Origin of the sequence: Halorubrum sp. PV6, from assembly GCF_003990725.2 — an archaeon.
GTDB lineage: Archaea > Halobacteriota > Halobacteria > Halobacteriales > Haloferacaceae > Halorubrum.
Genome location: NZ_CP030064.1, coordinates 95,414 through 116,673, shown reverse-complemented (window position 1 = coordinate 116,673; position 21,260 = coordinate 95,414). Strand labels below are relative to the sequence as shown.

General features: G+C 66.7%; 20 protein-coding genes. 15 read left to right on the top strand and 5 right to left on the bottom strand.

The annotated features are described in order from the left end of the window. Window positions 1–336: 336 nt before the first annotated feature. The 9 genes from DOS48_RS14330 to DOS48_RS14290 all read left to right on the top strand — a co-directional run bounded on the left by DOS48_RS14330 (window position 337) and on the right by DOS48_RS14290 (window position 10,693). The gene (locus DOS48_RS14330; protein WP_127116409.1) at window positions 337–564 is read left to right on the top strand and encodes a DNA-directed RNA polymerase subunit H; all 228 of its coding nucleotides are present in this window, start codon (window positions 337–339) and stop codon (window positions 562–564) included. Further along, window positions 561–2,126: a DNA-directed RNA polymerase subunit B'' gene (locus DOS48_RS14325; RefSeq protein ID WP_127116408.1), complete on the top strand. Its 1,566-nt coding sequence runs from the start codon at window positions 561–563 to the stop codon at window positions 2,124–2,126. The genes DOS48_RS14330 and DOS48_RS14325 overlap by 4 nt, the downstream gene beginning before the upstream one ends. Before the next feature lies 1 nt (window position 2,127). Next, window positions 2,128–3,957: a DNA-directed RNA polymerase subunit B gene (gene rpoB / locus DOS48_RS14320; RefSeq protein WP_127116407.1), complete on the top strand. Its 1,830-nt coding sequence runs from the start codon at window positions 2,128–2,130 to the stop codon at window positions 3,955–3,957. 6 nt (window positions 3,958–3,963) lie between these two features. Beyond that, window positions 3,964–6,885 carry a DNA-directed RNA polymerase subunit A' gene (locus tag DOS48_RS14315; RefSeq protein WP_127116406.1) on the top strand — a complete coding sequence of 974 codons (2,922 nt, stop codon included), beginning with the start codon at window positions 3,964–3,966 and terminating at the stop codon, window positions 6,883–6,885. After that, a complete protein-coding gene (rpoA2, locus tag DOS48_RS14310; protein ID WP_127116405.1) occupies window positions 6,878–8,092 on the top strand; it encodes a DNA-directed RNA polymerase subunit A'' in 1,215 nt (404 codons plus the stop codon). The genes DOS48_RS14315 and rpoA2 overlap by 8 nt, the downstream gene beginning before the upstream one ends. Further along, entirely contained in the window at window positions 8,092–8,511 is a 420-nt protein-coding gene (locus tag DOS48_RS14305; RefSeq protein WP_127116404.1) for a NusA-like transcription termination signal-binding factor, read from the top strand. Before rpoA2 ends, DOS48_RS14305 begins: the two co-directional genes overlap by 1 nt. A gap of 47 nt (window positions 8,512–8,558) precedes the next feature. Then, a complete protein-coding gene (locus DOS48_RS14300) occupies window positions 8,559–9,398 on the top strand; it encodes a hypothetical protein (protein WP_127116403.1) in 840 nt (279 codons plus the stop codon). A gap of 216 nt (window positions 9,399–9,614) precedes the next feature. Continuing rightward, window positions 9,615–10,043: a 30S ribosomal protein S12 gene (locus tag DOS48_RS14295; RefSeq protein ID WP_004048726.1), complete on the top strand. Its 429-nt coding sequence runs from the start codon at window positions 9,615–9,617 to the stop codon at window positions 10,041–10,043. Further along, entirely contained in the window at window positions 10,040–10,693 is a 654-nt protein-coding gene (locus DOS48_RS14290) for a 30S ribosomal protein S7 (protein ID WP_127116402.1), read from the top strand. The genes DOS48_RS14295 and DOS48_RS14290 overlap by 4 nt, the downstream gene beginning before the upstream one ends. Before the next feature lie 186 nt (window positions 10,694–10,879). Here the strand turns inward: DOS48_RS14290 and DOS48_RS14285 are convergent, their stop codons facing one another. Next, window positions 10,880–12,862: an aconitate hydratase gene (locus DOS48_RS14285; RefSeq protein ID WP_127116401.1), complete on the bottom strand. Its 1,983-nt coding sequence runs from the start codon at window positions 12,860–12,862 to the stop codon at window positions 10,880–10,882. A gap of 266 nt (window positions 12,863–13,128) precedes the next feature. Here DOS48_RS14285 and DOS48_RS14280 point away from each other — a divergent pair, with 266 nt between their 5' ends. Next, window positions 13,129–13,605 (top strand): deoxyuridine 5'-triphosphate nucleotidohydrolase, encoded by a 477-nt coding sequence (locus DOS48_RS14280; protein ID WP_127116400.1) that lies wholly within the window; start codon window positions 13,129–13,131, stop codon window positions 13,603–13,605. Window positions 13,606–13,856: 251 nt separating this feature from the next. Here the strand turns inward: DOS48_RS14280 and DOS48_RS14275 are convergent, their stop codons facing one another. Together DOS48_RS14275 and DOS48_RS14270 are read right to left on the bottom strand one after the other, a co-directional pair. After that, a complete protein-coding gene (locus DOS48_RS14275; protein ID WP_127116399.1) occupies window positions 13,857–14,261 on the bottom strand; it encodes a cyclic nucleotide-binding/CBS domain-containing protein in 405 nt (134 codons plus the stop codon). Between the two features lie 47 nt (window positions 14,262–14,308). Beyond that, window positions 14,309–15,265, bottom strand: coding sequence for a DUF5787 family protein (locus DOS48_RS14270; RefSeq protein ID WP_127116398.1), 957 nt, complete (start codon window positions 15,263–15,265; stop codon window positions 14,309–14,311). A gap of 150 nt (window positions 15,266–15,415) precedes the next feature. Between DOS48_RS14270 and DOS48_RS14265 the strand changes: the two genes are divergently transcribed. The 3 genes from DOS48_RS14265 (at window position 15,416) to DOS48_RS14255 (ending at window position 17,336) form a co-directional block, all read left to right on the top strand. Continuing rightward, window positions 15,416–15,799: a hypothetical protein gene (locus DOS48_RS14265; RefSeq protein WP_127116397.1), complete on the top strand. Its 384-nt coding sequence runs from the start codon at window positions 15,416–15,418 to the stop codon at window positions 15,797–15,799. Further along, window positions 15,796–16,386 carry an NUDIX hydrolase gene (locus DOS48_RS14260; RefSeq protein ID WP_127116396.1) on the top strand — a complete coding sequence of 197 codons (591 nt, stop codon included), beginning with the start codon at window positions 15,796–15,798 and terminating at the stop codon, window positions 16,384–16,386. Before DOS48_RS14265 ends, DOS48_RS14260 begins: the two co-directional genes overlap by 4 nt. 116 nt (window positions 16,387–16,502) lie before the next feature. Next, window positions 16,503–17,336, top strand: coding sequence for an NAD+ synthase (locus DOS48_RS14255; RefSeq protein ID WP_127116395.1), 834 nt, complete (start codon window positions 16,503–16,505; stop codon window positions 17,334–17,336). 390 nt (window positions 17,337–17,726) lie between these two features. On the opposite strand, the gene DOS48_RS14250 is transcribed toward DOS48_RS14255, so the two are convergent. After that, window positions 17,727–18,821 carry an anthranilate phosphoribosyltransferase gene (locus DOS48_RS14250; RefSeq protein WP_127116394.1) on the bottom strand — a complete coding sequence of 365 codons (1,095 nt, stop codon included), beginning with the start codon at window positions 18,819–18,821 and terminating at the stop codon, window positions 17,727–17,729. A 287-nt stretch (window positions 18,822–19,108) separates the two neighbouring features. Here DOS48_RS14250 and DOS48_RS14245 point away from each other — a divergent pair, with 287 nt between their 5' ends. Together DOS48_RS14245 and DOS48_RS14240 are read left to right on the top strand one after the other, a co-directional pair. Beyond that, the gene (locus DOS48_RS14245; protein ID WP_168654233.1) at window positions 19,109–19,267 is read left to right on the top strand and encodes a hypothetical protein; all 159 of its coding nucleotides are present in this window, start codon (window positions 19,109–19,111) and stop codon (window positions 19,265–19,267) included. 158 nt (window positions 19,268–19,425) lie between these two features. Further along, window positions 19,426–20,481: an Lrp/AsnC family transcriptional regulator gene (locus DOS48_RS14240; protein WP_127116393.1), complete on the top strand. Its 1,056-nt coding sequence runs from the start codon at window positions 19,426–19,428 to the stop codon at window positions 20,479–20,481. Window positions 20,482–20,497: 16 nt separating this feature from the next. Here the strand turns inward: DOS48_RS14240 and DOS48_RS14235 are convergent, their stop codons facing one another. After that, complete coding sequence (locus DOS48_RS14235; protein WP_127116392.1) at window positions 20,498–21,259, bottom strand: bacteriorhodopsin; 762 nt, start codon at window positions 21,257–21,259, stop codon at window positions 20,498–20,500. Window position 21,260: the final 1 nt, after the last annotated feature.

Sequence of the window (21,260 nt, the reverse complement as noted above, 5' to 3'; positions counted from 1 at the left end):
GTCTGGCAAATAAGGCTTGTCATCCCCGCCGACGATGGTGACCGATGACAGGGGCGATGGCCTCACCGTGGGGGAGTACGCGTGGGCCGACACAGACGAAGGTGATGATAAAGGAGAGACGGCCGGCTCAGCCCGGCATCGCCGTCGTACGATGGGTCTCGGTGAGCGAAAGCCAGTTCGGCGGTACGCTTTTGTGTGATACCCACATGAGATAGGGTATCGCACGCCCTCCCGCCGTGAGCCGCGCGTGGCAGCGGCGCTTAACAAGCCTTATGAGGTTGGCACATATAGCGATCTGTAGTATCTCGTGATAGCTTCTCTCAATAACCACCACCCATGGTAGACGTAAGCCAACACGAACTCGTCCCGGACCACGTCCTACTCGAGCCCGAGGAGGTCGACGAGGTCCTGGCAGAGTACGACGTGAAACGGACGAACCTGCCGAAGATCAAACGCACCGATCCCGCGATCCCCGACGAGGCCGAGGTCGGCGACGTGGTGAAGATCGTTCGAAACTCCCGCACGACCGAGAAAGCGGTCGTGTACCGATTAGTTGTCTCATGAACAGACAAGACCGACGCGTGGTGTCACGCGAGTACTTTTCAGACGAACGGCTCGCCGAACACCACTTCCGATCGTTCAACAATTTCTTGGACCGCGGCATGCAGGAGGTCGTCGACGAGAAGGAGACGATCGAGACCGACATCGGCGACAAAGAGGGGCAAGAGCCCGTCTACGTCGAACTCGGTGACGTGCGGATGGTCACCCCGCGCGTTCGCGAGGCCGACGGGTCCGAAGAGCTGTTGTACCCTCAGGAGGCCCGACTGCGAAACATCACGTACTCGGCGCCCGTGTTCATGGAGATGTCCATCGTGCGCGGCGGCGAGGACGAGCCCGAACAGGTCGTCGACACGACCGAGACGAAGGTCGGTCGGATGCCGATCATGGTCGGCTCGGACAAGTGTAACATGGCCGGCTTCTCCGACGAGGAGCTCATCGACATCGGCGAGGACCCGGTCGACCCCGGCGGCTACTTCATCGTCAACGGCTCCGAGCGCGTGCTGATGACCTCGGAGGACCTGGCGCCGAACAAGATTCTCGCGGAGTACGACTCGAAGTACGGCGACGAGATTCAGGTCGCGAAGACGTTCTCTCAGCGCCGCGGCTACCGCGCGCTGGTGCTGTGTGAGCGCAACCGCGAGGGGCTGCTCGAAGTGTCGTTCCCGTCCGTCTCCGGCTCTATCGACTTCGTGACCCTCGTTCGTGCGCTCGGACTCGAGTCCGACGAGGAGATCGTCCACCGCGTCTCGGACGACCCCGAGATCGTGAAGTTCATGCTGGAGAACTTAGAGGAGGCCTCGGTCCAGACGACCGAGGAGGCCATCGAGACCCTCGGCGAGCGCGTCGCCTCCGGCCAGGGGAAAAACTACCAGCTCAAGCGGGCGAACTACGTCATCGACCGCTACCTGCTCCCGCACCTCCACGAGGAGGGCGTCGAAGAGGAGGACGTGCGGATCAACAAGGCGTACTACCTCTGCCGGATGGCCGAGGCGTGCTTCGAGCTCGCCTTGGACCGACGCGAGGCCGACGACAAGGACCACTACGCGAACAAGCGCCTGAAGGTCTCCGGCGACCTGATGCGCGACCTGTTCCGGACCGCGCTGAACAAGCTGGCACGCGACGTGAAATACCAGCTCGAGCGGGCGAACATGCGGAACCGTGAGCTCACGGTCAACACGGTCGTCCGCTCCGACGTGCTGACCGAGCGGCTCGAACACCCGATCGCGACGGGTAACTGGGTGGGCGGTCGGTCCGGCGTCTCCCAGCTCGTCGACCGGACGGACTACATGGGTGTGCTCTCGCACCTTCGGCGCCTGCGCTCGCCGCTGTCGCGCTCGCAGCCGCACTTCAAGGCGCGGGACCTCCACGCGACCCAGTGGGGTCGCATCTGTCCCTCCGAGACGCCGGAGGGGCCGAACTGTGGCCTCGTGAAGAACTTCGCGCAGGCGATGGAGCTCTCGCAGACGGTAGACGACGAACAGGGGCTGAAACGAGAACTGGCGTCGATGGGTGTCGAGGGAATCCCCGGCATCGAGGGCGTCGAACGACAGACGGCGGACGATTAATATGGCTCAGGCAGAACGCGAAGCGAAGGTGTACGTCAACGGGAGCCTCGTCGGGACCCATCCGGACCCCGAGGCCCTCGCCGAACAGATCCGCGAGGCTCGCCGACGCGGCGACGTCTCGGAGATGGTGAACGTCTCGGTCAAAGACCGGACCCAAGAAGTAATCGTCAACGCGGACGCGGGGCGCGCCCGCCGCCCGCTGATCGTCGTCGAGAACGGCGAGCCCCTGCTGGGCGACGAGGAAATCGAAGCGCTCGAACGCGGCGACGTCGAGTTCGAGGACCTCGTCGAGCGCGGCTACGTCGAGTTCATCGACGCCGAGGAGGAGGAGGACATCCTCGTCGCCGTCGACGAAGAGGACGTAAGCGACGACCACACGCACCTCGAGATCGACCCGCAGCTCGTCTTCGGTATCGGTGCGGGGATGATCCCGTACCCCGAACACAACGCGAGTCCCCGAATTACGATGGGCGCGGGGATGATGAAACAGTCGCTCGGGCTTCCCTCCGCCAACTACCGGATCCGGCCGGACACGCGCCAGCACCTGCTGCACTACCCGCAGCTGGCGATGGTGAAGACGCAGACGTCCGACCAGATCAGCTTCGACAAGCGGCCGGCCGCGCAGAACTTCGTCGTCGCCGTCATGAGCTACGAGGGGTTCAACATCGAGGACGCGCTGGTGATGAACCAGGGCTCCGTCGATCGTGCCCTGACGCGCTCGCACTTCTTCCGGACCTACGAGGGCGAGGAGCGCCGGTACCCCGGCGGCCAGGAGGATCGGTTCGAGATTCCCGACCAGGACGTGCGCGGCGCCCGCGGCGAGGACGCCTACACGCACCTCGACGAGGACGGTCTCGTCAACCCCGAGACGAAGGTCGACGAGTCCTCGGTGCTGCTCGGAAAGACCAGCCCCCCGCGCTTCCTCGAAGAGCCCGACGACATGGGCGGGCTCTCTCCGCAGAAGCGCCGCGAAACGAGTGTGACGATGCGCTCCGGCGAGTCGGGCGTCGTCGACACCGTGACGCTGATGGAGGGCGAGGACGGCTCCAAGCTCTCGAAGGTGAAGGTGCGCGACCAGCGCGTTCCCGAACTGGGCGACAAGTTCGCGTCCCGACACGGGCAGAAGGGCGTCGTCGGCCACCTCGCGCCACAGGAGGACATGCCCTTCACCGAGGAGGGGGTCGTCCCCGACCTCGTGATGAACCCGCACGCCCTACCGTCTCGGATGACGGTCGGCCACGTGCTGGAGATGCTCGGCGGCAAGGTCGGCTCGCTCCGCGGCTCGCGGGTCGACGGGACGCCGTTCCAGGGCGAAGACGAAGAAGAGCTGCGCGGCGGACTCGAAGAACACGGCTTCAAGTCCTCGGGCAAGGAGGTCATGTACTCCGGCGTCACCGGCGAGAAGATCGAAGCGGAGATCTTCGTCGGGACGATCTTCTACCACAAGCTGTACCACATGGTGTCGAACAAGCTCCACGCCCGCTCTCGCGGGCCGGTGCAGGTGCTCACGCGCCAGCCGACCGAGGGGCGCGCCCGCGAGGGTGGGCTGCGCGTCGGGGAGATGGAGCGCGACACGATCATCGGCCACGGCGCGTCGATGGTGCTCAACGAGCGGCTCTTGGAGTCGTCTGACGCGGAGACGGTACACGTCTCCGCGAAGACCGGACTCGTCGCCGTCGAGGACCGAGAACAGCGCCGGGTGTACGACCCGGTCACGGGCGACGAGGACGACATCCACGAGTTGGAAGTGAGCTACGCGTTCAAGCTCCTGCTCGACGAGATGATCGCCTTGGGCATCCGACCGAAGCTCGAACTGGAGGACGCGATTTAAATGTCAATGCAAACACCGAAAGTGCTCGGCGGCATCGACTTCGGCCTCATGGACCCGGAGACGTACCGGGACATGTCGGCGACGAAGGTGATCACGGCCGACACGTACGACGACGACGGCTACCCGATCGACATGGGGCTGATGGACCCGCGGCTCGGCGTCATCGACCCCGGCCTGGAGTGTCGGACCTGCGGGTCCCACTCCGGCTCTTGTAACGGCCACTTCGGCCACATCGAACTGGCCGCGCCCGTCATCCACGTGGGCTTTACGAAGCTCATCCGACGGCTCCTGCGCTCGACGTGCCGAGAGTGCGGTCGCCTCGCCTTAGACGACGCGCAGCGCGACGAGTTCCGCGACCGCTACGAGCGCGCCAAGGAGCTCGGCGACGACGAACACGACGTGTTGAAGGCCGCCGTCCGACAGGCCCGGAAGGCGTCGACCTGCCCGTTCTGCGGCGAGCCGCAGGCGGACATCAAACACGAGAAGCCGACCACGTACTACGAGGTCCAGGACGTGCTCTCGGGCGACTACTCCGAGCGCATCGCGGCCGCGATGCAGCCTGACGAGGAGGAGGACGACCCCGGCACCTCCCCGCAGGAGCTCGCCGAGAAGACGGACATCGCCTTAGATCGAGTCAACCAGATCATGGCCGGCGAGTTCCGTCCGCGCAAGGAGGACCGCCGCGCCATCGAGAAGGCGCTGGAAGTCGATCTCACGGAGGAGGATATGAACAAGCTGATGCCCTCGGACATCCGCGACTGGTTCGAGGACATCCCGGACGAGGACCTCGAAGTCCTCGGCATCGACTCCGAACACTCCCGCCCGGAGTGGATGATCCTGACGGTTCTCCCGGTGCCGCCGGTAACCACGCGCCCCTCCATCACGCTCGACAACGGCCAGCGCTCCGAGGACGACCTCACGCACAAGCTGGTCGACATCATCCGGATCAACCAGCGGTTCATGGAGAACCGCGAGGCGGGCGCCCCGCAGCTGATCATCGAGGACCTCTGGGAGCTGCTCCAGTACCACGTCACCACGTTCGTCGACAACGAGATCAGCGGGACGCCGCCGGCGCGACACCGCTCTGGCCGTCCCCTCAAGACGCTCAGCCAGCGCCTGAAAGGCAAGGAAGGTCGTTTCCGTGGCTCCCTTTCGGGCAAACGCGTGAACTTCTCCGCCCGGACCGTCATCTCGCCGGACCCGACCCTCTCGCTGAACGAGGTCGGCGTCCCGGACCGCGTCGCCAAAGAGATGACCCAGACGCTCAACGTCACCGAGCGCAACGTCGAAGAGGCGCGCCAGTACGTCCGAAACGGACCGGAGGCGCACCCCGGCGCCAACTACGTTCGCCGACCTGACGGGCGTCGCCTGAAGGTGACCGAGAAGAACTGCGAGGAGCTCGCCGAGAAGGTCGAGGCCGACTGGGAGGTCAACCGCCACCTCGTGGACGGCGACATCGTGATCTTCAACCGGCAGCCCTCGCTGCACCGGATGTCCATCATGGCCCACGAGGTCGTGGTGATGCCGTACAAGACGTTCCGGCTCAACACCGTCGTCTGTCCGCCGTACAACGCCGACTTCGACGGCGACGAGATGAACATGCACGCGCTGCAAAACGAGGAGGCCCGCGCGGAAGCGCGCGTCCTCATGCGCGTCCAAGAGCAGATCCTCTCGCCGCGGTTCGGCGGGAACATTATCGGCGCCATTCAGGACCACATCTCCGGGACCTACCTGCTCACGCACTCGAACCCCGAGTTCACCGAGACGCAGGCGCTGGACCTGCTCCGGGCGACCCGCGTGGACGAACTCCCCGAATCGGACGGCGTCGACGACGAGGGACGCGAGTTCTGGACCGGCCGGACGCTGTTCTCGGAGCTGCTCCCCGACGATCTGTCGCTTGACTTCACCTCCTCGACGGGCGACGACGTGCTCATCGAGAACGGCCAGCTCGTCGAAGGGACGATAGACGAAGACGCCGTCGGCGCGTTCGGCGGCGAGGTCGTCGACACTCTCACGAAAGAATACGGCGAGACGCGCTCGCGCGTGTTCATCAACGAGATCGCGTCGCTGGCGATGCGCGCGATCATGCACTTCGGATTCTCGATCGGGATCGACGACGAGTCGATCCCGCCGGAGGCCGAAGAGCAGGTCGACGACGCCATCGAGAGCGCCTACGACCGCGTCCAGGAGCTCATCGCGACGTACGAGGCCGGCGAGCTGGAGTCGCTGCCGGGCCGCGGCGTCGACGAGACGCTGGAGATGAAGATCATGCAGACGCTCGGGAAGGCCCGCGACTCGGCCGGTGACATCGCCGACCAGCACTTCGGCGACGACAACCCGGCGGTCGTGATGGCCCGCTCCGGCGCGCGTGGGTCGATGCTGAACCTCACGCAGATGGCCGGCTCCGTCGGCCAGCAGGCGGTCCGCGGCGAGCGGATCAACCGCGGCTACGAGGACCGGACGCTCTCACACTACCGCGAGAACGACCTGTCCTCGGAGGCGCACGGCTTCGTGGAGAACTCCTACCGCAGCGGGCTCACCCCCGAGGAGTTCTTCTTCCACGCGATGGGCGGCCGCGAGGGGCTGGTCGACACGGCGGTCCGGACCTCCAAGTCCGGCTACCTCCAGCGCCGGCTCATCAACGCGCTCTCCGAGCTGGAGGCGCAGTACGACGGAACGGTTCGAGACACCTCGGGCCGGATCGTCCAGTTCGAGTTCGGCGAGGACGGCACCTCGCCGGTGAAGGTCTCGTCCGGCGAGGGCGACGGCATCGACGTCGACGACATCGTGAACCGCGTCGTCGACTCCGAGTTCGAGTCGGATGACGAGAAAGAGCGGTTCCTCGGCGAGCGCGCGCCGCCGACGAACCTCTCGGAGCATTCAGGACCCGGCCTGAACAAGGCCTCGGGGGTGGAGTCGGATGACTGAGTACGACCACGTCACCGACGACATCGAAGCGATCGTCGAGGCGACTGAGCTGCCCGCGCGCCTCAAAGACGAGGTGTACGAGGCGATAGACCGGAAGGCCGAGGAGAGCGGCGAGGTCACCACAGAACAGGCGACCGACATCGCGACGGGCGTCGAGAACCGCTACATCGAGACGCGGGTCGACCCGTTAGACCCCGTCGGCACCGTCTCCGCGCAGTCGATCGGCGAGCCGGGAACGCAGATGACGATGAACACGTTCCACTACGCCGGCGTCGCAGAAATCGACGTGACGCAGGGGCTCCCCCGGCTCATCGAGCTGGTGGACGCCCGGAAGACGCCGGACACGCCGATGATGACGGTCCACCTCGACGGCGAGTACGCGACGGACCGCGAGAAGGCCCACGAGGTCGTCTGGTCCATCGAAGCGACGCGCATCCTCGCGCTCGGCGACGTGTCGACGAACGTCGCCGACATGCTCGTCCGGATCGACTTAAACGACGACACGCTGCTCGAACGGTGGCCGACCCACTCGGACCCCTCGGAGGTCGCCGCGATCATCGCGGAGACCATCGAGGACTCGCTGGGCGTCGACACCCGCCAGTCGGGGACCGTCGTCGAGTTCGGCCCGAACGAGCCGAGCTACCGCGAGCTGCTCCAACTCGTCGAGAAGCTCCGCGAGATTGTATTTAAAGGGATCGAGGAGATCGAACGCGTCGTCATCCGGAAAGAGGAGATCGACGGCGACGAGGAGTTCGTCCTCTACACCGAGGGGTCGGCGTTCGGCGACACCCTCGACATCGAGGGCGTCGACGCCTCGCGGACGACGTGTAACAACATCCACGAGATCTACCGCAACCTCGGGGTCGAGGCGGCCCGCGAGACGATCATCGACGAGACGAAGAACACGCTCGAAGAGCAGGGGCTCGACGACGTGAACGTCCGTCACCTGATGTTGGTCGCCGACATCATGACGAACAACGGCGAAATCGAGTCGATCGGTCGCCACGGCATCTCGGGCTCGAAGGACTCGGTGCTCGCTCGCGCCGCGTTCGAGGTGACGGTCAACCACCTGCTCGACGCCGCGATCCACGGCGAGTACGACGAGCTCGACGGCGTCATCGAGAACGTCATCGCCGGCAAACCGATCTCGCTCGGCACCGGCGACGTCGACCTCCGGATGGGGTCGCGCGTCGTGGGCGACGACTAATGCGCGTCGAGCTCTCCGACGAGGCACGGCGGTACATCGGTCGCTTCGACGAGCTGACCGGGGTCGCGCCGAAGGACTGCCTCGTGGAGGGCGACCGGCTCGTGTTTCTCGTGCCGGCCGGCGAGATGGCCGCCGCGATAGGACAGGCCGGCGAGACCGTCAAGGAGGCGGAACGGCGGCTCGATAAATCGGTCGAACTGGTCGAAGACGCGGACACGCCGGAGGCGTTCGTCGCGAGCGCGCTCTCGCCCGCGGCGGTCAACGCCGTGACCGTGTCCGAACAGAACGACCGCGTCGCGTACGTGGAGGTGTCGGAGCCGGATCGAGGCGTCGCCATCGGCGCCGACGGGACCAACATCGAGACGGCCCGGACGCTGGCACGGCGGCACCACGACATCGACGACATCCAGCTGACCTGAACCGAGAGAATCCGCGTCCTTTTGGTCGCCGCACCGCTTTTTACGGTATGAATCGGAGACGCTTCCTCGCGGGACTCGGAGCCGGAGCCACGGTCGGTATCGCCGGCTGTTCCAGCGACGACGAGGCGAGCGGCGGCGATGGGGAAACCGGTCCCGACCGGCCGTTCGCCGACGCGGCGTGGCGCGACGGCGAGGGGATCGCGATCGAGACGTTGGCCGAGAGCCACGTCCAGCGGTTCGTCGACGCGGGCGGGTTCACCCTGTTCTCGACGGCGGAGACGAGTCACGATGGCGACGAAGAGCCGACGCCGTGGCTGCCGTCACAGACCTACGAGTCCGGGTACGACCTCGAAAACGGGCGTCAGTACTTGAAACAGGAGTTGGGAGACGCGGCCGGGGGCGCCGTGACGGAGCTTTTCGTCGCCGACGGCGAGGTGCTGCTCCGGCGACAAAGCGACGGCGAGACGCAGTACGACCGCCAGTCGCCGGACAACTCCGAGGTGGACCTCGAAGCGGCGATGCGTCAGGAGGCGGTGACGGGGCTCCGAGTCGGGAGCGAGACCGCGTCGGGCGAGACGCAGTACGAGGGGCTCAACCAGTGGAACGCCACGAGCGACGGCAGCGGATCGGTCGAAGGCGAGACGACCGCGCGCTTCACCGCCGATCAGTTCGCCGGGAACCGTGGCGTCCCCGAGACGGTCGAGACTGCGGCCGCGACGGTGCACGTGTACGCGGCGGGCGTCGTCCCGCGCCTCGAACAGTCGTGGGCGGGCCAACACGACGGAGGGGAGGCACGCGTCGACGTCGACATCGACTACCGCGATCCTGGCGCCGAGATCGCGGTGCCCGAGTGGGTCCCCGACGCCCGCGAGGCGACGAGCGAGTGAGCCGCCGGCTCGCTCGTCCCGAGAGACGACAGCGAGCAACGGCGGGCGCTCGCGCCGGCTTACCGGCTCATCGGGAACGAGCGTCGGTTATTTCTGCCTCGTGCGCGACGAGAAACACGCTCAAAATGGACGAGAGGCACCGCTCGAGCGATCTGAGGCCGTTTCGCCGAGCCGAAAGACGACGCTTAAGTAGCTCCGTTCGGAAGTGGTTGTACGATGGCGAACGGCAAATACGCGGCCCGTAAGCTCAAACAGGACCGGCAGAAGCGCCGCTGGTCCGACTCCGAGTACGCTCGGCGAGAGCGCGGGCTCAAAAAGAAGTCCGACCCCCTCGAGGGTGCCCCGCAGGCTCGCGGCATCGTCTTAGAGAAGGTCGGAATCGAGGCAAAGCAGCCGAACTCGGCGATTCGAAAGTGTGTCCGCGTTCAGCTCATCAAGAACGGGAAGCAGGTCACCGCGTTCTGTCCCGGTGACGGCGCCATCTCGTTCATCGACGAGCACGACGAGGTCACCATCGCCGGGATCGGTGGGGCGAAGGGTCGCGCGATGGGCGACCTCTCCGGTGTCAACTACAAGGTCGAAAAGGTCAACGGTGTCTCCATGATCGAACTGGTTCGCGGCAACGCGGAGAAACCCGTCAGATGAGCGGTGAGGAGACCGAGGCGCCGTCCGAGGAGGACGTCGCCGCCGACGAGCCGGACCCGGACGCGCCCGCGTCCAGCGAGGCCGCAAACGAGAACGCCAAGCTGTTCGACGTGTGGGACGTCACCGAGATCGCCTACGAGGACCCCTCGACGAAGCGATACATGACGGTGACGCCCATCGCGCACACGATGGGACGCCACGCTTCGAAGCAGTTCAAAAAGTCCGAGATCTCGCTGGTCGAGCGGATGATCAACCGCTTGATGCAGACCGACGAGAACACGGGGAAGAAACAGCAGGCGACGCGAATCGTTCGCGACGCCTTCGACATCATCCACGAGCGGACCGAGGAGAACCCGGTTCAGATTCTCGTGACGGCCGTCGAGAACGCCGCGCCGCGTGAGGAGACCGTCCGCCTGAAGTACGGTGGCATCTCCGTCCCCAAGGCGGTCGACGTCGCGCCGCAGCGCCGCGTCGATCAGGCGCTGCTTTTCATCTCCGACGGCGTCGCTAACACGACCTACAAGTCGACGACATCCGCCGCCGAGGCGCTCGCGAACGAGCTCGTCACGGCCGCGGACTACGACCCCGAGCGCTCGTACTCCATCTCACAGAAGGAAGAGCGCGAGCGCGTCGCCGCCGCGGCCCGCTAACGCGGTCGCGACGAGGACCCTCCACTCTCAGTATCTTTTAAACGTCGCGACTGGCGAGACAGATCGCGGCGAGTCTATTCTTAAATGGGGCGCAGAGTCACGGTGTTCGCTGAGCCGCCGCTGGCAACGAGGTAAAAAAAAACGAGAAGATGGGCCGTGAGTCTGACGATCCGATCGACAGCCGTCTCAGTCGTCTGCCGGCGCCGCGCCGGAGTCGCCCGAGTGCTGCTGTTTGACCCACGAGAGCTTGCCGCCCGCTGCGAGGATGTCGCGTTCGCGGTCGGAGGCGTCGAGGTCGGCGGTGAACTCCCAGTCGCCGTTGACGCTCACGGTGAACTCCTCCTGCCCGGAGCGGACGCCCGCGGGCACGTCGTCGACGATTTCGAGGTCGTCGCCCTGCTCGATCTTCTCGTACGTCTCCGCGTCGATCGCGAGGGGCACGATGCCGAAGTTGAACAGGTTCGCCTTGTGGATGCGGGCGAAGCTCTGCGCGAAGACGGCCTCGATGCCGAGGAACATCGGACAGAGGGCCGCGTGTTCGCGCGAGGAGCCCTGCCCGTAGTTCTCGCCGGCCACGAGGACGCCGCCGTCGGCGTCGAGCGAGCGCTGCGCGAACGTGTCGTCGACGCGCGAGAGCGTGAACTCGGAGAGCTTCTCGATGTTCGAGCGGAACTTCAGGATGTCCGCCGTCGCCGGGATGATGTGGTCGGTCGTGATGTTGTCCTCCATCTTGAGGAGGGCCTCACCGCCGTCCACGTCGATCCCGTCTTTGATCGGCACGTCGCCGATGTTCGGGCCTTTGACGAGACCGTCGTCGATCGCCTCGTCGGGCGCGATGATGTCGTTGTCGTCCTGGCCCATGCCGGGACCGTACTTCGTCCCCATCTCGAGGCCGGGCGCCTCGAGGTCGCCGAGTTCGTCGGCGAGGTCGCGGGGGTCGACGATTTTGCCCGTGATGGCCGCCGCGGTGGCGACCTCGGGCGAGCAGAGGAAGACGGAGTCGTCCTCGATACCGGAGCGACCCTCGAAGTTGCGGTTGAAGGTACGCAGCGAGACGGAGTCGGAGGCGGGCACGTGACCGATACCGATACACGCGCCACACGTCGCCTCGGAGAAGTTGACGCCGGCCGCCATCATCTCCGCGGTCCAGCCCTCGCGGGCCAGCATCTCGGAGGCCTGCTTCGAGCCGGGCGCGACGATCATCTCGGTCTGCTTGGCGACCTCGCGGCCCTCCAGCATCTTCGCGCTGGGGAGGATATCCTCGTAGGCGCCGTTGGTACAGGAGCCGACGATGACCTGCTCGACGTCGGTACCCTCGAACTCGCTGACGGGGGCGACGTTGTCGGGCATCGAAGGCGCGGCCACGAGCGGTTCGAGTTCGTTGAGGTCGACCTCGATGGTCTCCGCGTACTCCGCGTCGTCGTCCGGCTGAAGGTCGACGTACTCCTCCTCGCGGTCCTGGCGCGCGAGCCAGTCTTTCGTCTTCTCGTCGGTGCCGAAGATCGAGGAGGTGGCGCCGAGCTCGGTGCCGAGGTTCGTGATCGTGGTCCGCTCGGGGATCGAGAGCTTCTCGGCGCCGGGGCCGGTGTACTCGAAGATCTTCCCGACGCCGCCCTTGACGGTCAGCTCGCCGAGCAGGTGGAGCGCCACGTCCTTGGCGGTCGCCCACTCGGGGAGATCGCCTTCGAGGTGGACGTTGACGACTTCCGGCATCTCGACGTAGTAGGGGCCACCGCCCATGGCGACGGCGATGTCGAGGCCGCCGGCGCCGATCGCGAGCTCGCCGAGGCCGCCGGGAGTCGGCGTGTGCGAGTCGGAGCCGAGCAGCGTCTTACCGGGCGCCGCGAAGTTCTCCTTGTGAACCTGGTGGCAGATACCGTTGCCGGGCCGGGAGAAGTACGCGCCGTACGTGCCGGCCGCAGAGCGGAGGAAGCGGTGGTCGTCGGTGTTTTTGAAGTCGAACTGGTACGTCTGGTGGTCGCAGTACTGCGCGGCGAGCTCCGTCTGGACCTCGTCCATCTCCAGCGCCTCGAACTGGAGCCACACCATCGTCCCCGTGGTGTCCTGTGTCAGCACTTGGTCGATCTCGATGCCGATCTCCTCGCCGGGCGTCAGCTCGCCCTCGACGAGATGGTCATCGAGGATCTTCTCTGTAATCGTTTGTCCCATATCACGCGGAGATGGCTCTCCCGTGAATATAAAACCCGCGAGTTTTCTGGAAGATCGACCGTGTTAGATCGGTTTGAGACGCAATTGTTGCGGAAAAAAGGTCGTGATACCAATACCCATGTGAAAATTGATCGTAACGAGTGTATAAGGCCAATAAAGGGCTACATCGGTCGATTTCGGCAGTTTGAGCAGATCCGGAGTTTTGCGGGACCGAGCCCGAACGCGCGGGCGACACGGTTTAGTCTGGGCCGCGGGTCCGGTCGAGTATGTTCGATTCGGGAGCGACGGTCGCGGCGGCACTCGAGAGCGCCGACGCCGACCTCGACGAGACACAGCAACAGCCGAACGGCGTCGACCTCACCCTCGGTGCCGTCTTCGAACAGGCGGCGCCGGGCGAGATCCGTCGCGACGGGAAGCGAGTCGGCGAGCGTACCGAGGTCGAGCCCGAAGACGGCGCGTATCGCTTGGAGCCGGGGACGTACGTCGTCCGGTACGGCGAGCCGGTTCGGATTCCCGAAGCGCGGATCGGCTTCGTGCTCCCGCGGTCGACGCTGCTGCGTAACGCGTGTACCATCGACACCGCCGTCTGGGACGCGGGCTACGAAGGGGTCGGCGAGGGCCGTCTCGACGTGGGCCACGAGATATCGATCGAGCCGGGCGCGCGGATCGCCCAGCTCGTGCTCGCGGCGGCCGATCACGAGGGCACCTACGACGGGACGTATCAGGGCGAGGGGCGCGAGTAGAGGGAAGGTGGGCTCACGGCGTCGAAGTCACTGCCTTTGAGGGCGCGAGACGCGTCGCTCGCGGTGATGTAAGGACGAACGGCACGCCCGTGCCAGGAAAAAGCGGCACGAGCGTGTCGTTCAGTAGGTCCCCGCTGACGCTTCGGCCCTCCAAGCGAAGCGTCACCTGTACAGAGTGGTGGAATCAACTTAAACGTGCCGGGGGGTCCGAGATGTCGACACGCCGGTCTCGCTGACGCTCTTAAATACCGTTACGGAGAGGGCGCTTCGGGCGAAGAGACGTAGGACGCGAAGTCGGAGGTGGTGATGATCCCGATCGGTTCGTCGCCGTCGACGACGGGAACGTGGTGGAACCCGTGTTCGACCATCGTCGCGGCCACCGCGGACACCGAGTCCTGTGCGCTCGCCGTGATCGGGTCCGCGGTCATGTATCGCTCGACGGTCGTCTCGGCTTTCGGCTGGCTCTTGGCGACGATGTCGACGAAATCGGTCGTCGTGAGGATGCCGACCAGCGCGCCGTCCTCGACGACGAGCGCCGAGCTGATGTCGTTGTCGAGCAGTACGGCCGCCGCGTCCTCGACGAGCGTGTCCGGCGTCACCGTGTACAGTTCGCTCGTCATCAGGCGCGCGACGAACACGTCTTCGATGTCGTCCATACGTATCTGTCCATCCCTCGAAGCATAAGGATTCCCACGGCCGCCGGTCAGCGGAACCGCGAGAGGCCCGACTGGCGACGCGGCCCGGCGCCGTCCGGCGTCGCGACCCACGCGGTGCGCTCGTCGCGGAGCGCGTCCCGGTCGGTCGCCGGCGGGTCCGCGGGCTCGAACGCCTCGCAGGCCTGGCCGCAGTCGCGGCCGGGGTTGACGACGCGCTCGAACTGTTCGCAGTAGGGGCGCCCGTCGGCGGTCGTCGTCGCGTGCGCGCAGGCGGGCGGGTCCGGTCGCCACCCCTTCCCGTAGGCGCGTTCGGCGATCCGGCGGCGTTTGCGCGCCTTCGCGTCGGCGGTGACGAGCGCCACGTCGGTTCGGAGCGCGCGCTCGTCGCGAATCTCGACGCCGGGCGCGTCGGGCGCGAGGCGGGTCGGCTCGCGGACGACCTCGCGGTCGCCCGTGTCGGGGTCGAACCGCCAGACGCCGACCACGTCGGGGATCCGGTTGAGGTGCGCGCGGGTGACGTACGAGGCCGTCGCGAGGACGACGTGGTCGAACAGGCCGAGCGCGGCGTCGTACCGCAGTTGCGCCGCCAGATCGCCGGGCGAACCGAGGTCCGGCTTGTTCTCGACGGCGGTGAGCGACCCGACCCAGTCGTCGGGGTACCGGGCGGTCGCGCGCACGACCGGCCGCCCGTCGCGACGCTCGCGTTCGAGATACCCGACCGCGGCCGCGTGGTCGGCGACCGCCTCGGCGCGGTCGGGCGGCAGGTCGAACGCCTCCGTGAGCGGGACCGCCTCGCCGGGACCAACGGCGGCCTCGATGGCTGGGTCGGGGATCCGGTCGGCCGTGATCGCCGCGCGCCGGTCGAACGCCGGGCCGGGCGTCATCACGCAGACGTCGACGATCCGGCCGCCGGGGTTCTCGATGCCAGCGCCGAGCTGTCGGGAAACGACGCGGTCCGGCGATTCGAGCGCGGCACACAGCGCCAACTCGAACCGGAACTCCATGCGCACGCGAGGGGCGCGGCCGGCTAAAACGCGTCGGCGAGAGCCGCGTCGGGACGCCCAGCCGACGAGCGTGGCGGTTCCGTGTTCGGCCGGACGGCCCGCGGCGGCCGCGGTCGAAACCGGTATTCCCCGGCGGGGCCAACGATACCCATGCGCCCGGTCACGCGGAACCTCCTCGTCGCCATCGCCTTGGTCGCCGTCGCCCTGCTCGCGTTGGGGGCGGTGCCGAGCTACCTCGGGAGCGGCGACCCCTACTACCTCACCGCCGAACCGATCGAGACGAACGAGACCGCCGCCGACGTGAACAACGTCTCCGACCGGCGGTACCCGTTCCTGACGACCGCAATCGAGAGCGAGGACGGGCGCTCGGAGGGGTACCAGACCGGGCTCTCCGGCGCGAAGAAGTGGTTCACCCACACGCCGTTCGACGAGGTGGACGCCCTCACCCAGCAGGTGCCGGAAGCGGCGGCCGGCGACGGGGTGCGCGTCCGCCGCGGCGGACAGGTCTACTACGTGGAGGTGGTACAGCCGTGAGCGACGACCTCCGCGACCTGCCGGCGTTCGACGACGGGCGGTCGCACTCGCTGCCCGGCGAGCCGGAGTGGCCGGTCTTAGAGGTCGCGGTGGAGTACGACGCCGGCTGGTTCGTCGGCGGGTACGACCGCGTCGAACAGCCGGACGGGACCGAAAAGAAGTACTACTGGGCGGAGCTGTCGCCCGCGACCGTGGTGATCGCGGTCGCCGACGATCAGGTGCTGTTCGTCGAGCAGTACCGGCCGACCGTACGCAACACCCAACTGGAGCTTCCGGCGGGGATCGTCGAGCCCGGCGAGTCGTACACCGCCGCCGGGGCTCGGGAGCTCGCCGAAGAGACCGGCTTCGACCCGGCGTCGACCGTGCTCTTACAGGAGGTGTGGTGTTCGACGGGCGTGTTGCGCCACAAGCGCGGCTACGTGTTCGCCGAGGGGTTAGAGCCGGTCAGCGTCGACCACGACAGCAACGAGTTCCTCGTGCCGCGGACGGTCCCGATCGACGAGGCGCTGGCGGTCGCTCGGGAGCCGCCGACGAACGACGCCACGCTGGAGGGGTTGCTGTTGGCCGAGGCGGAAGGGTATTTATAAGCCGCGGCGGCCGCCTAAAAGCTGTGAGAACGCCGAAACGCGCCGCATAACCCGATGACCGTCCAGTTCTTGGCGTCGACGGGGAGGTATTAGTCGCCTCGGTCCTACACTAGGGTATGAGCCAGACCTCGGACCAGTCGGTGTTGCTGTCGGACGACCCCCCGCTCGACCTCCGCCTCTCGGAGGCGGAGCTGGCGGCGACCCGCGAGCGGATCGTCTCCTTTATTCGTGACATCGTCGACGACGCGGGCGCCGAGGGGGCGGTCCTCGGGCTGTCGGGCGGGATCGACTCGACCGTGACCGCCCACCTCGCCGTCGAGGCGCTCGGGAAAGACGGGCTTCACGGGATCACGATGCCGTCCGAAGTGAACGATCCGGAGATGATGAGCGACGCGGAGCGCGTCGCCGAGGACCTCGGAATCGAGTACGACGTAGTCGAGATCCAGCCGATAGCGGAGTCGTTCTTCGACGCGGTCCCCGAGGCCGCGGACGACCGCATGGCGGCCGGCAACGTCTACGTCCGCACTCGCGCGGTAGTGAACTACTTCGTCGCCAACGCGGAGAACCGGGTCGTGTTGGGGACCGGGAACCGCGCGGAGGCGATGACGGGCTACTACACCAAATACGGCGACCAGGCGGTCGACTGCAACCCCATCGGCAACCTGTACAAACAGCAGGTCCGCCAGTTGGCCGCCCACGTCGGCGTCCCCCGCGATTTGGTGATGCAGGAGCCGACCGCGGGCATGTGGGAGGGACAGACCGACGCCGAGGAGATGGGCCTCGACTACGACACCGTCGACGCCATCCTCGCGGTCCACGTCGACGGCGGGCTCTCGCGGTCGGCGACGGTCCGGGAGCTCGGCGTGCCGGAAGCGGCGGTCGAGCGCGTCGCGGATCTGCACGAGCGCAGCGCTCACAAGCGCGCGATGCCGCCCGCGCCCGACCGATAACGATCGGCAGGCGGCGCAGGCGGAGGGCCGGGAGAATCAGCGGGGGTCAGGCGTTCTGTGCGCGTTCCTTCGCGACTTCGGCGATCCCGGCGTTCGCCGAGCAGTTCGGGCACGCGTGAATCCGACCGCGAGCGTCCGAAAACACCCGAGCGAATCGTTCCGAGACGTGCGCCTCGCAGTGCTCACACGTCGGCATAGTGAAGCGTGGTATCGTGGGTCATATTCTGTACAATACTTGTAGGGTGCGTGGCCTCAAGACTCCTTTCCGGATTCCCTCCCAAATTCGACCCATATCGGCGTTTCGGCGCGCGAAAGTACCGAAAACGGCGACTAATCGGATTTCGGTTTGGGGTACAAAAACGGACGCGAGACCGACGCAGCCAGGCGCGGTCAGAAGTCGCGGAGCGCTTCGAGCACGTCGAAAGCGGAGCCGTCGTCGATGGCGGCGTGAGCCGCGTCGATGCCGGCTTCGATCGAGTCGACGTCCCCGCGGGCGTAGATCCGGAGCGCGGCGTTGACCACGACCGCGTCGGCGAAGGGGCCGTCGCGCTCGCCGGCGAGGACCGCCTCGGTGATGGCGGCGGACTCGGCGGCGACGTCGTCAACCGCGAGGTCGTCCTCTTCGAGGTCCATCCCGTACTCGGCGGTCTCGATCTCGAAGTCGTCGAAGGAGGCGCCCTCGCTGCCGTCGGCGGCGTCTCCGCCCGACGCGTCCCACTCGGCGACCTTGGTGTAGCCGGGGCGCACGTCGTCGTAGCCTTCCATCCCCTGGAACATCAGGACGCGGTCGAGGTCGTGGAACTCGCTTTCCACGAACGTGTCGACGACCTTCTTCGCGAACGCGAGGTGGTAGAAGGAGCCGAGGTGGACCGACGCACCGGACGGGTTCGCCAGCGTCTCGATGGTGTTGACGAACGTCCGGACGCCCATCATGTCGCGGCGGTCGAACAGGTCGTCGATGGCGGGGTTAAACGCGGGCTGGTAGTAGAAGCCGAAGCCGGTCTCGTCGACCATGTCGGCCGAGTCGGACGGCGTCAACTCGGTGTGGACGCCGAGTTCGTCGAGCACGTGTTTATACGAGTCCTGCTTCTGCGTGGGGACGCGGTCGCCGGAGTGGACGACGACGGGCGTGCCCGCGGCGGCGGCCACCGCGCCGGCCGCGACGCCGAGGATCGCCGAGCGGCCCTTGCCGTCGTAGTTCGCGCCGCAGTCGACGGGGTCGGCGTCGGGTTCCGCGTACTCGACGCGCTCGCACATCACGTCGACGTAGGCGCCGAGCTCCTCGGGCGTGTTTCGCTTCCAGCGGTTCGCGAGCCAGAACGCGCCGAGCGTCGTCGGGTCGGGCTCGTCCGCGAGGATGCGTTCGAACGCCTCGGTCGCCTGCGCGCGCGTCAGGTCGTCGGCCGACTTGTGGCCGGAGCCACAGACCTCGGTCATCAGCCGTTTGAGGGGCCAGTCGCCGAACTCCTGGGTCGCCTGAGCCATACGCGTCGTTCGGGTTCTCGAACGAAAAGTCCCTCGTTCGGCTCCCGGAGGCTGAGAAGAGTCCCTCGCGACGGCGCGCCCGAGCGGTGGGCGAGCGGGAACCGGCGGGTGTTGGGTGGGGTTCCCCCGAATCCGTGGTAGTAGTTCGCAAAGTGAAATCGGTCGATCGTCTACTAACACCTTATTTTCTCTTTATACCCAAACTTCTATAGCGCACTAGTTGATGGAGTGAGGTGCAAAACCCGTTAGAGTTATATGTTCGTCCATCTTGTAAACAGATGTTCCCGATGACATCCAAATCCGTCGCCACCGCACTCACGCTGTATCGCGCTCGCACGCTGACGCTCGAACAGGCCGCCACGGTCGGTGGCTGCTCGACCGACGAACTGGAAGCGAGCGCCCGTACGTTCGCGCCGACGCCGAGTGAGACCCCCGCTGACGACTGAGCCCTCGTCACCCCACTACCGAGTGAGCCCTCGTCACTCCGCTACCGACCGAGGCCTCGCCGCCCCGCTACCGACGCCGGCCGGCCGCAATCGCCGGAGTAGACTGTGTCCTCGACTGCTCCGAAACCCGTAGGTACGCGCAACTCCTACTGCGCGCAATGAGTCTGGACGCCGACTGGCGAAGCGATATCGATGCGGTCGACGCGGCCCTCATCGACGAGTACCAGAGCGGGTTCCCCGTCGAGTCGCGCCCGTTCGAGCGGGTCGCCCGCGAGATCGCGGCCGAGACGGGCGTCGCGGTCGACGCCGACGAAGTCCTCGACCGGGTTCGCGACCTCCGCGAGAAGGGGGTGTTCCGACGGTTCGGGGCGGTGCTTAACCCCCCAGTCATCGGGTCATCGACGCTCGCGGCGGTTCGCGCGCCCGAGGACCGGTTCGACGAGGTCGCCGACGTGATCAACGGCTACAGGCAGGTGAACCACAACTATCGGCGGGACCACGAGTGGAACCAGTGGTTCGTCGTCACCGCGGGGTCACGCGAGAAGCGCGACGCCATCCTCGAATCGATCGAGGACGAGACCGGGTGTGAGGTGTTGGCGCTCCCGATGCTCACCGACTACTACATCGACCTGGAGTTCCCGGTCGTGAACGAGGACCGCTTCGCGCGCGAGTCGCTCGACAGCACGGACGTCTCGGCCACCCGCATCTCCGAGGACGCGCGGGGCGACCTCACCTCGCTCGAAGCCGACCTCCTGTTGGCTATCCAGGACGGGTTCCCGCTGTCTCCGACCCCCTACGCCGACGTGGCGGCGGAGATAGACGCGCCCCTCGACGACGTGCTCGCGGCGGTCGAGCGCCTGCTCGCTGACGGCTGTATCAAGCGGATCGGCTGTATCGTCAACCACGTCGTCACCGGGTTCACGAACAACTGCATGGTCGTCTGGGACGTGCCCGACGACGAACTCGACGAGCGCGGCGCGGCGGTCGGGAGCCTCCCGTACGTCACGCTGTGTTACCACCGACCGCGGCGCCCGGACCAGGAGTGGGAGTACAACCTGTTCACGATGATCCACGGGCGCGAGGCGGAGGCGGTCGACGCGAAGATCGACGAGCTCGCGGCCGACTACCTTCCGGTTCCCCACGACCGGCTCTACTCAACGGAGACGCTGAAACAGACCGGCGCGCAGTACGAAAGCCTCGTCGCCGAGGAATAAGAAGAGCGGCGGCGGTTCAGTCGTCGCCGAGGACGGTCGTGTGCTCCCCGGCGTCCGCGTCCGCCGCGTCGACCGCGAACGCCTCGCGGCCGGCTCCGAGGTACTCAAGCGCGTCGGCGCCAGCGACGGCGACGACGACGAAGCCCACCTTCGAGACGATGTCGAGGTAGACGAAGACGAGCATCTCCGTCGACGGCGTCACCAGCCCGAAGCCGGTGGTCCCGAGCAGCCAGACGACGGGGTACAGCGTCCACAACACCACCGTGATGTTCCGGAGCGTGCCGAAGACGGCTCGAACGCGGTCGCTCTCTGCCGACGCGGAGCGCGGGAGCGAGACGAGGAGGCCGTAGACGAGCGCGAGGAACGCGGCGCCCGCGACGCCGAAGGCGACCCACGAGACCGTTCCGGTGGTGGCCGCGGCGACGATCCCCCCGGCGATTATCACCACGTCGATCCCGATCAGGCCGGCGAGGACGCGCCGCGGCGGCCGGACGAGCAGCCCGAGATACAGGATGAGAAGCGGCGTCGTCAGGAGCCAGTCGACGTACCGAACGATGTCGAGCTCCGCGCCCCCCGTCGAGACCGTCCCGTAGCCGAGCGCCATCAGGAGGTACGCGACCGCCGCGATGCCGGTGACGCCGGCGAGCGTCGCGTAGTAGACGGCGTGTGACTGCTCGGCCGACGAGGACCGAGAGAACCACGCCCAGAGCGGCGGTATCGTCCCGGCACCCATTGCGAGCGCGCCGATCCACGCCCAGACGGCGATGTCGACGAGCACC

Excerpts from the sequence above, each read along its gene's own strand:
- DOS48_RS14330 (WP_127116409.1), top strand. The coding sequence starts at position 337 with ATGGTAGACGTAAGCCAACACGAACTCGTCCCGGACCACGTCCTACTC.
- DOS48_RS14325 (WP_127116408.1), top strand. The coding sequence starts at position 561 with ATGAACAGACAAGACCGACGCGTGGTGTCACGCGAGTACTTTTCAGAC.
- rpoB (WP_127116407.1), top strand. The coding sequence starts at position 2,128 with ATGGCTCAGGCAGAACGCGAAGCGAAGGTGTACGTCAACGGGAGCCTC.
- DOS48_RS14315 (WP_127116406.1), top strand. The coding sequence starts at position 3,964 with ATGCAAACACCGAAAGTGCTCGGCGGCATCGACTTCGGCCTCATGGAC.
- rpoA2 (WP_127116405.1), top strand. The coding sequence starts at position 6,878 with ATGACTGAGTACGACCACGTCACCGACGACATCGAAGCGATCGTCGAG.
- DOS48_RS14305 (WP_127116404.1), top strand. The coding sequence starts at position 8,092 with ATGCGCGTCGAGCTCTCCGACGAGGCACGGCGGTACATCGGTCGCTTC.
- DOS48_RS14300 (WP_127116403.1), top strand. The coding sequence starts at position 8,559 with ATGAATCGGAGACGCTTCCTCGCGGGACTCGGAGCCGGAGCCACGGTC.
- DOS48_RS14295 (WP_004048726.1), top strand. The coding sequence starts at position 9,615 with ATGGCGAACGGCAAATACGCGGCCCGTAAGCTCAAACAGGACCGGCAG.
- DOS48_RS14290 (WP_127116402.1), top strand. The coding sequence starts at position 10,040 with ATGAGCGGTGAGGAGACCGAGGCGCCGTCCGAGGAGGACGTCGCCGCC.
- DOS48_RS14285 (WP_127116401.1), bottom strand. The coding sequence starts at position 12,862 with ATGGGACAAACGATTACAGAGAAGATCCTCGATGACCATCTCGTCGAG.
- DOS48_RS14280 (WP_127116400.1), top strand. The coding sequence starts at position 13,129 with ATGTTCGATTCGGGAGCGACGGTCGCGGCGGCACTCGAGAGCGCCGAC.
- DOS48_RS14275 (WP_127116399.1), bottom strand. The coding sequence starts at position 14,261 with ATGGACGACATCGAAGACGTGTTCGTCGCGCGCCTGATGACGAGCGAA.
- DOS48_RS14270 (WP_127116398.1), bottom strand. The coding sequence starts at position 15,265 with ATGGAGTTCCGGTTCGAGTTGGCGCTGTGTGCCGCGCTCGAATCGCCG.
- DOS48_RS14265 (WP_127116397.1), top strand. The coding sequence starts at position 15,416 with ATGCGCCCGGTCACGCGGAACCTCCTCGTCGCCATCGCCTTGGTCGCC.
- DOS48_RS14255 (WP_127116395.1), top strand. The coding sequence starts at position 16,503 with ATGAGCCAGACCTCGGACCAGTCGGTGTTGCTGTCGGACGACCCCCCG.
- DOS48_RS14250 (WP_127116394.1), bottom strand. The coding sequence starts at position 18,821 with ATGGCTCAGGCGACCCAGGAGTTCGGCGACTGGCCCCTCAAACGGCTG.
- DOS48_RS14245 (WP_168654233.1), top strand. The coding sequence starts at position 19,109 with ATGACATCCAAATCCGTCGCCACCGCACTCACGCTGTATCGCGCTCGC.
- DOS48_RS14240 (WP_127116393.1), top strand. The coding sequence starts at position 19,426 with ATGAGTCTGGACGCCGACTGGCGAAGCGATATCGATGCGGTCGACGCG.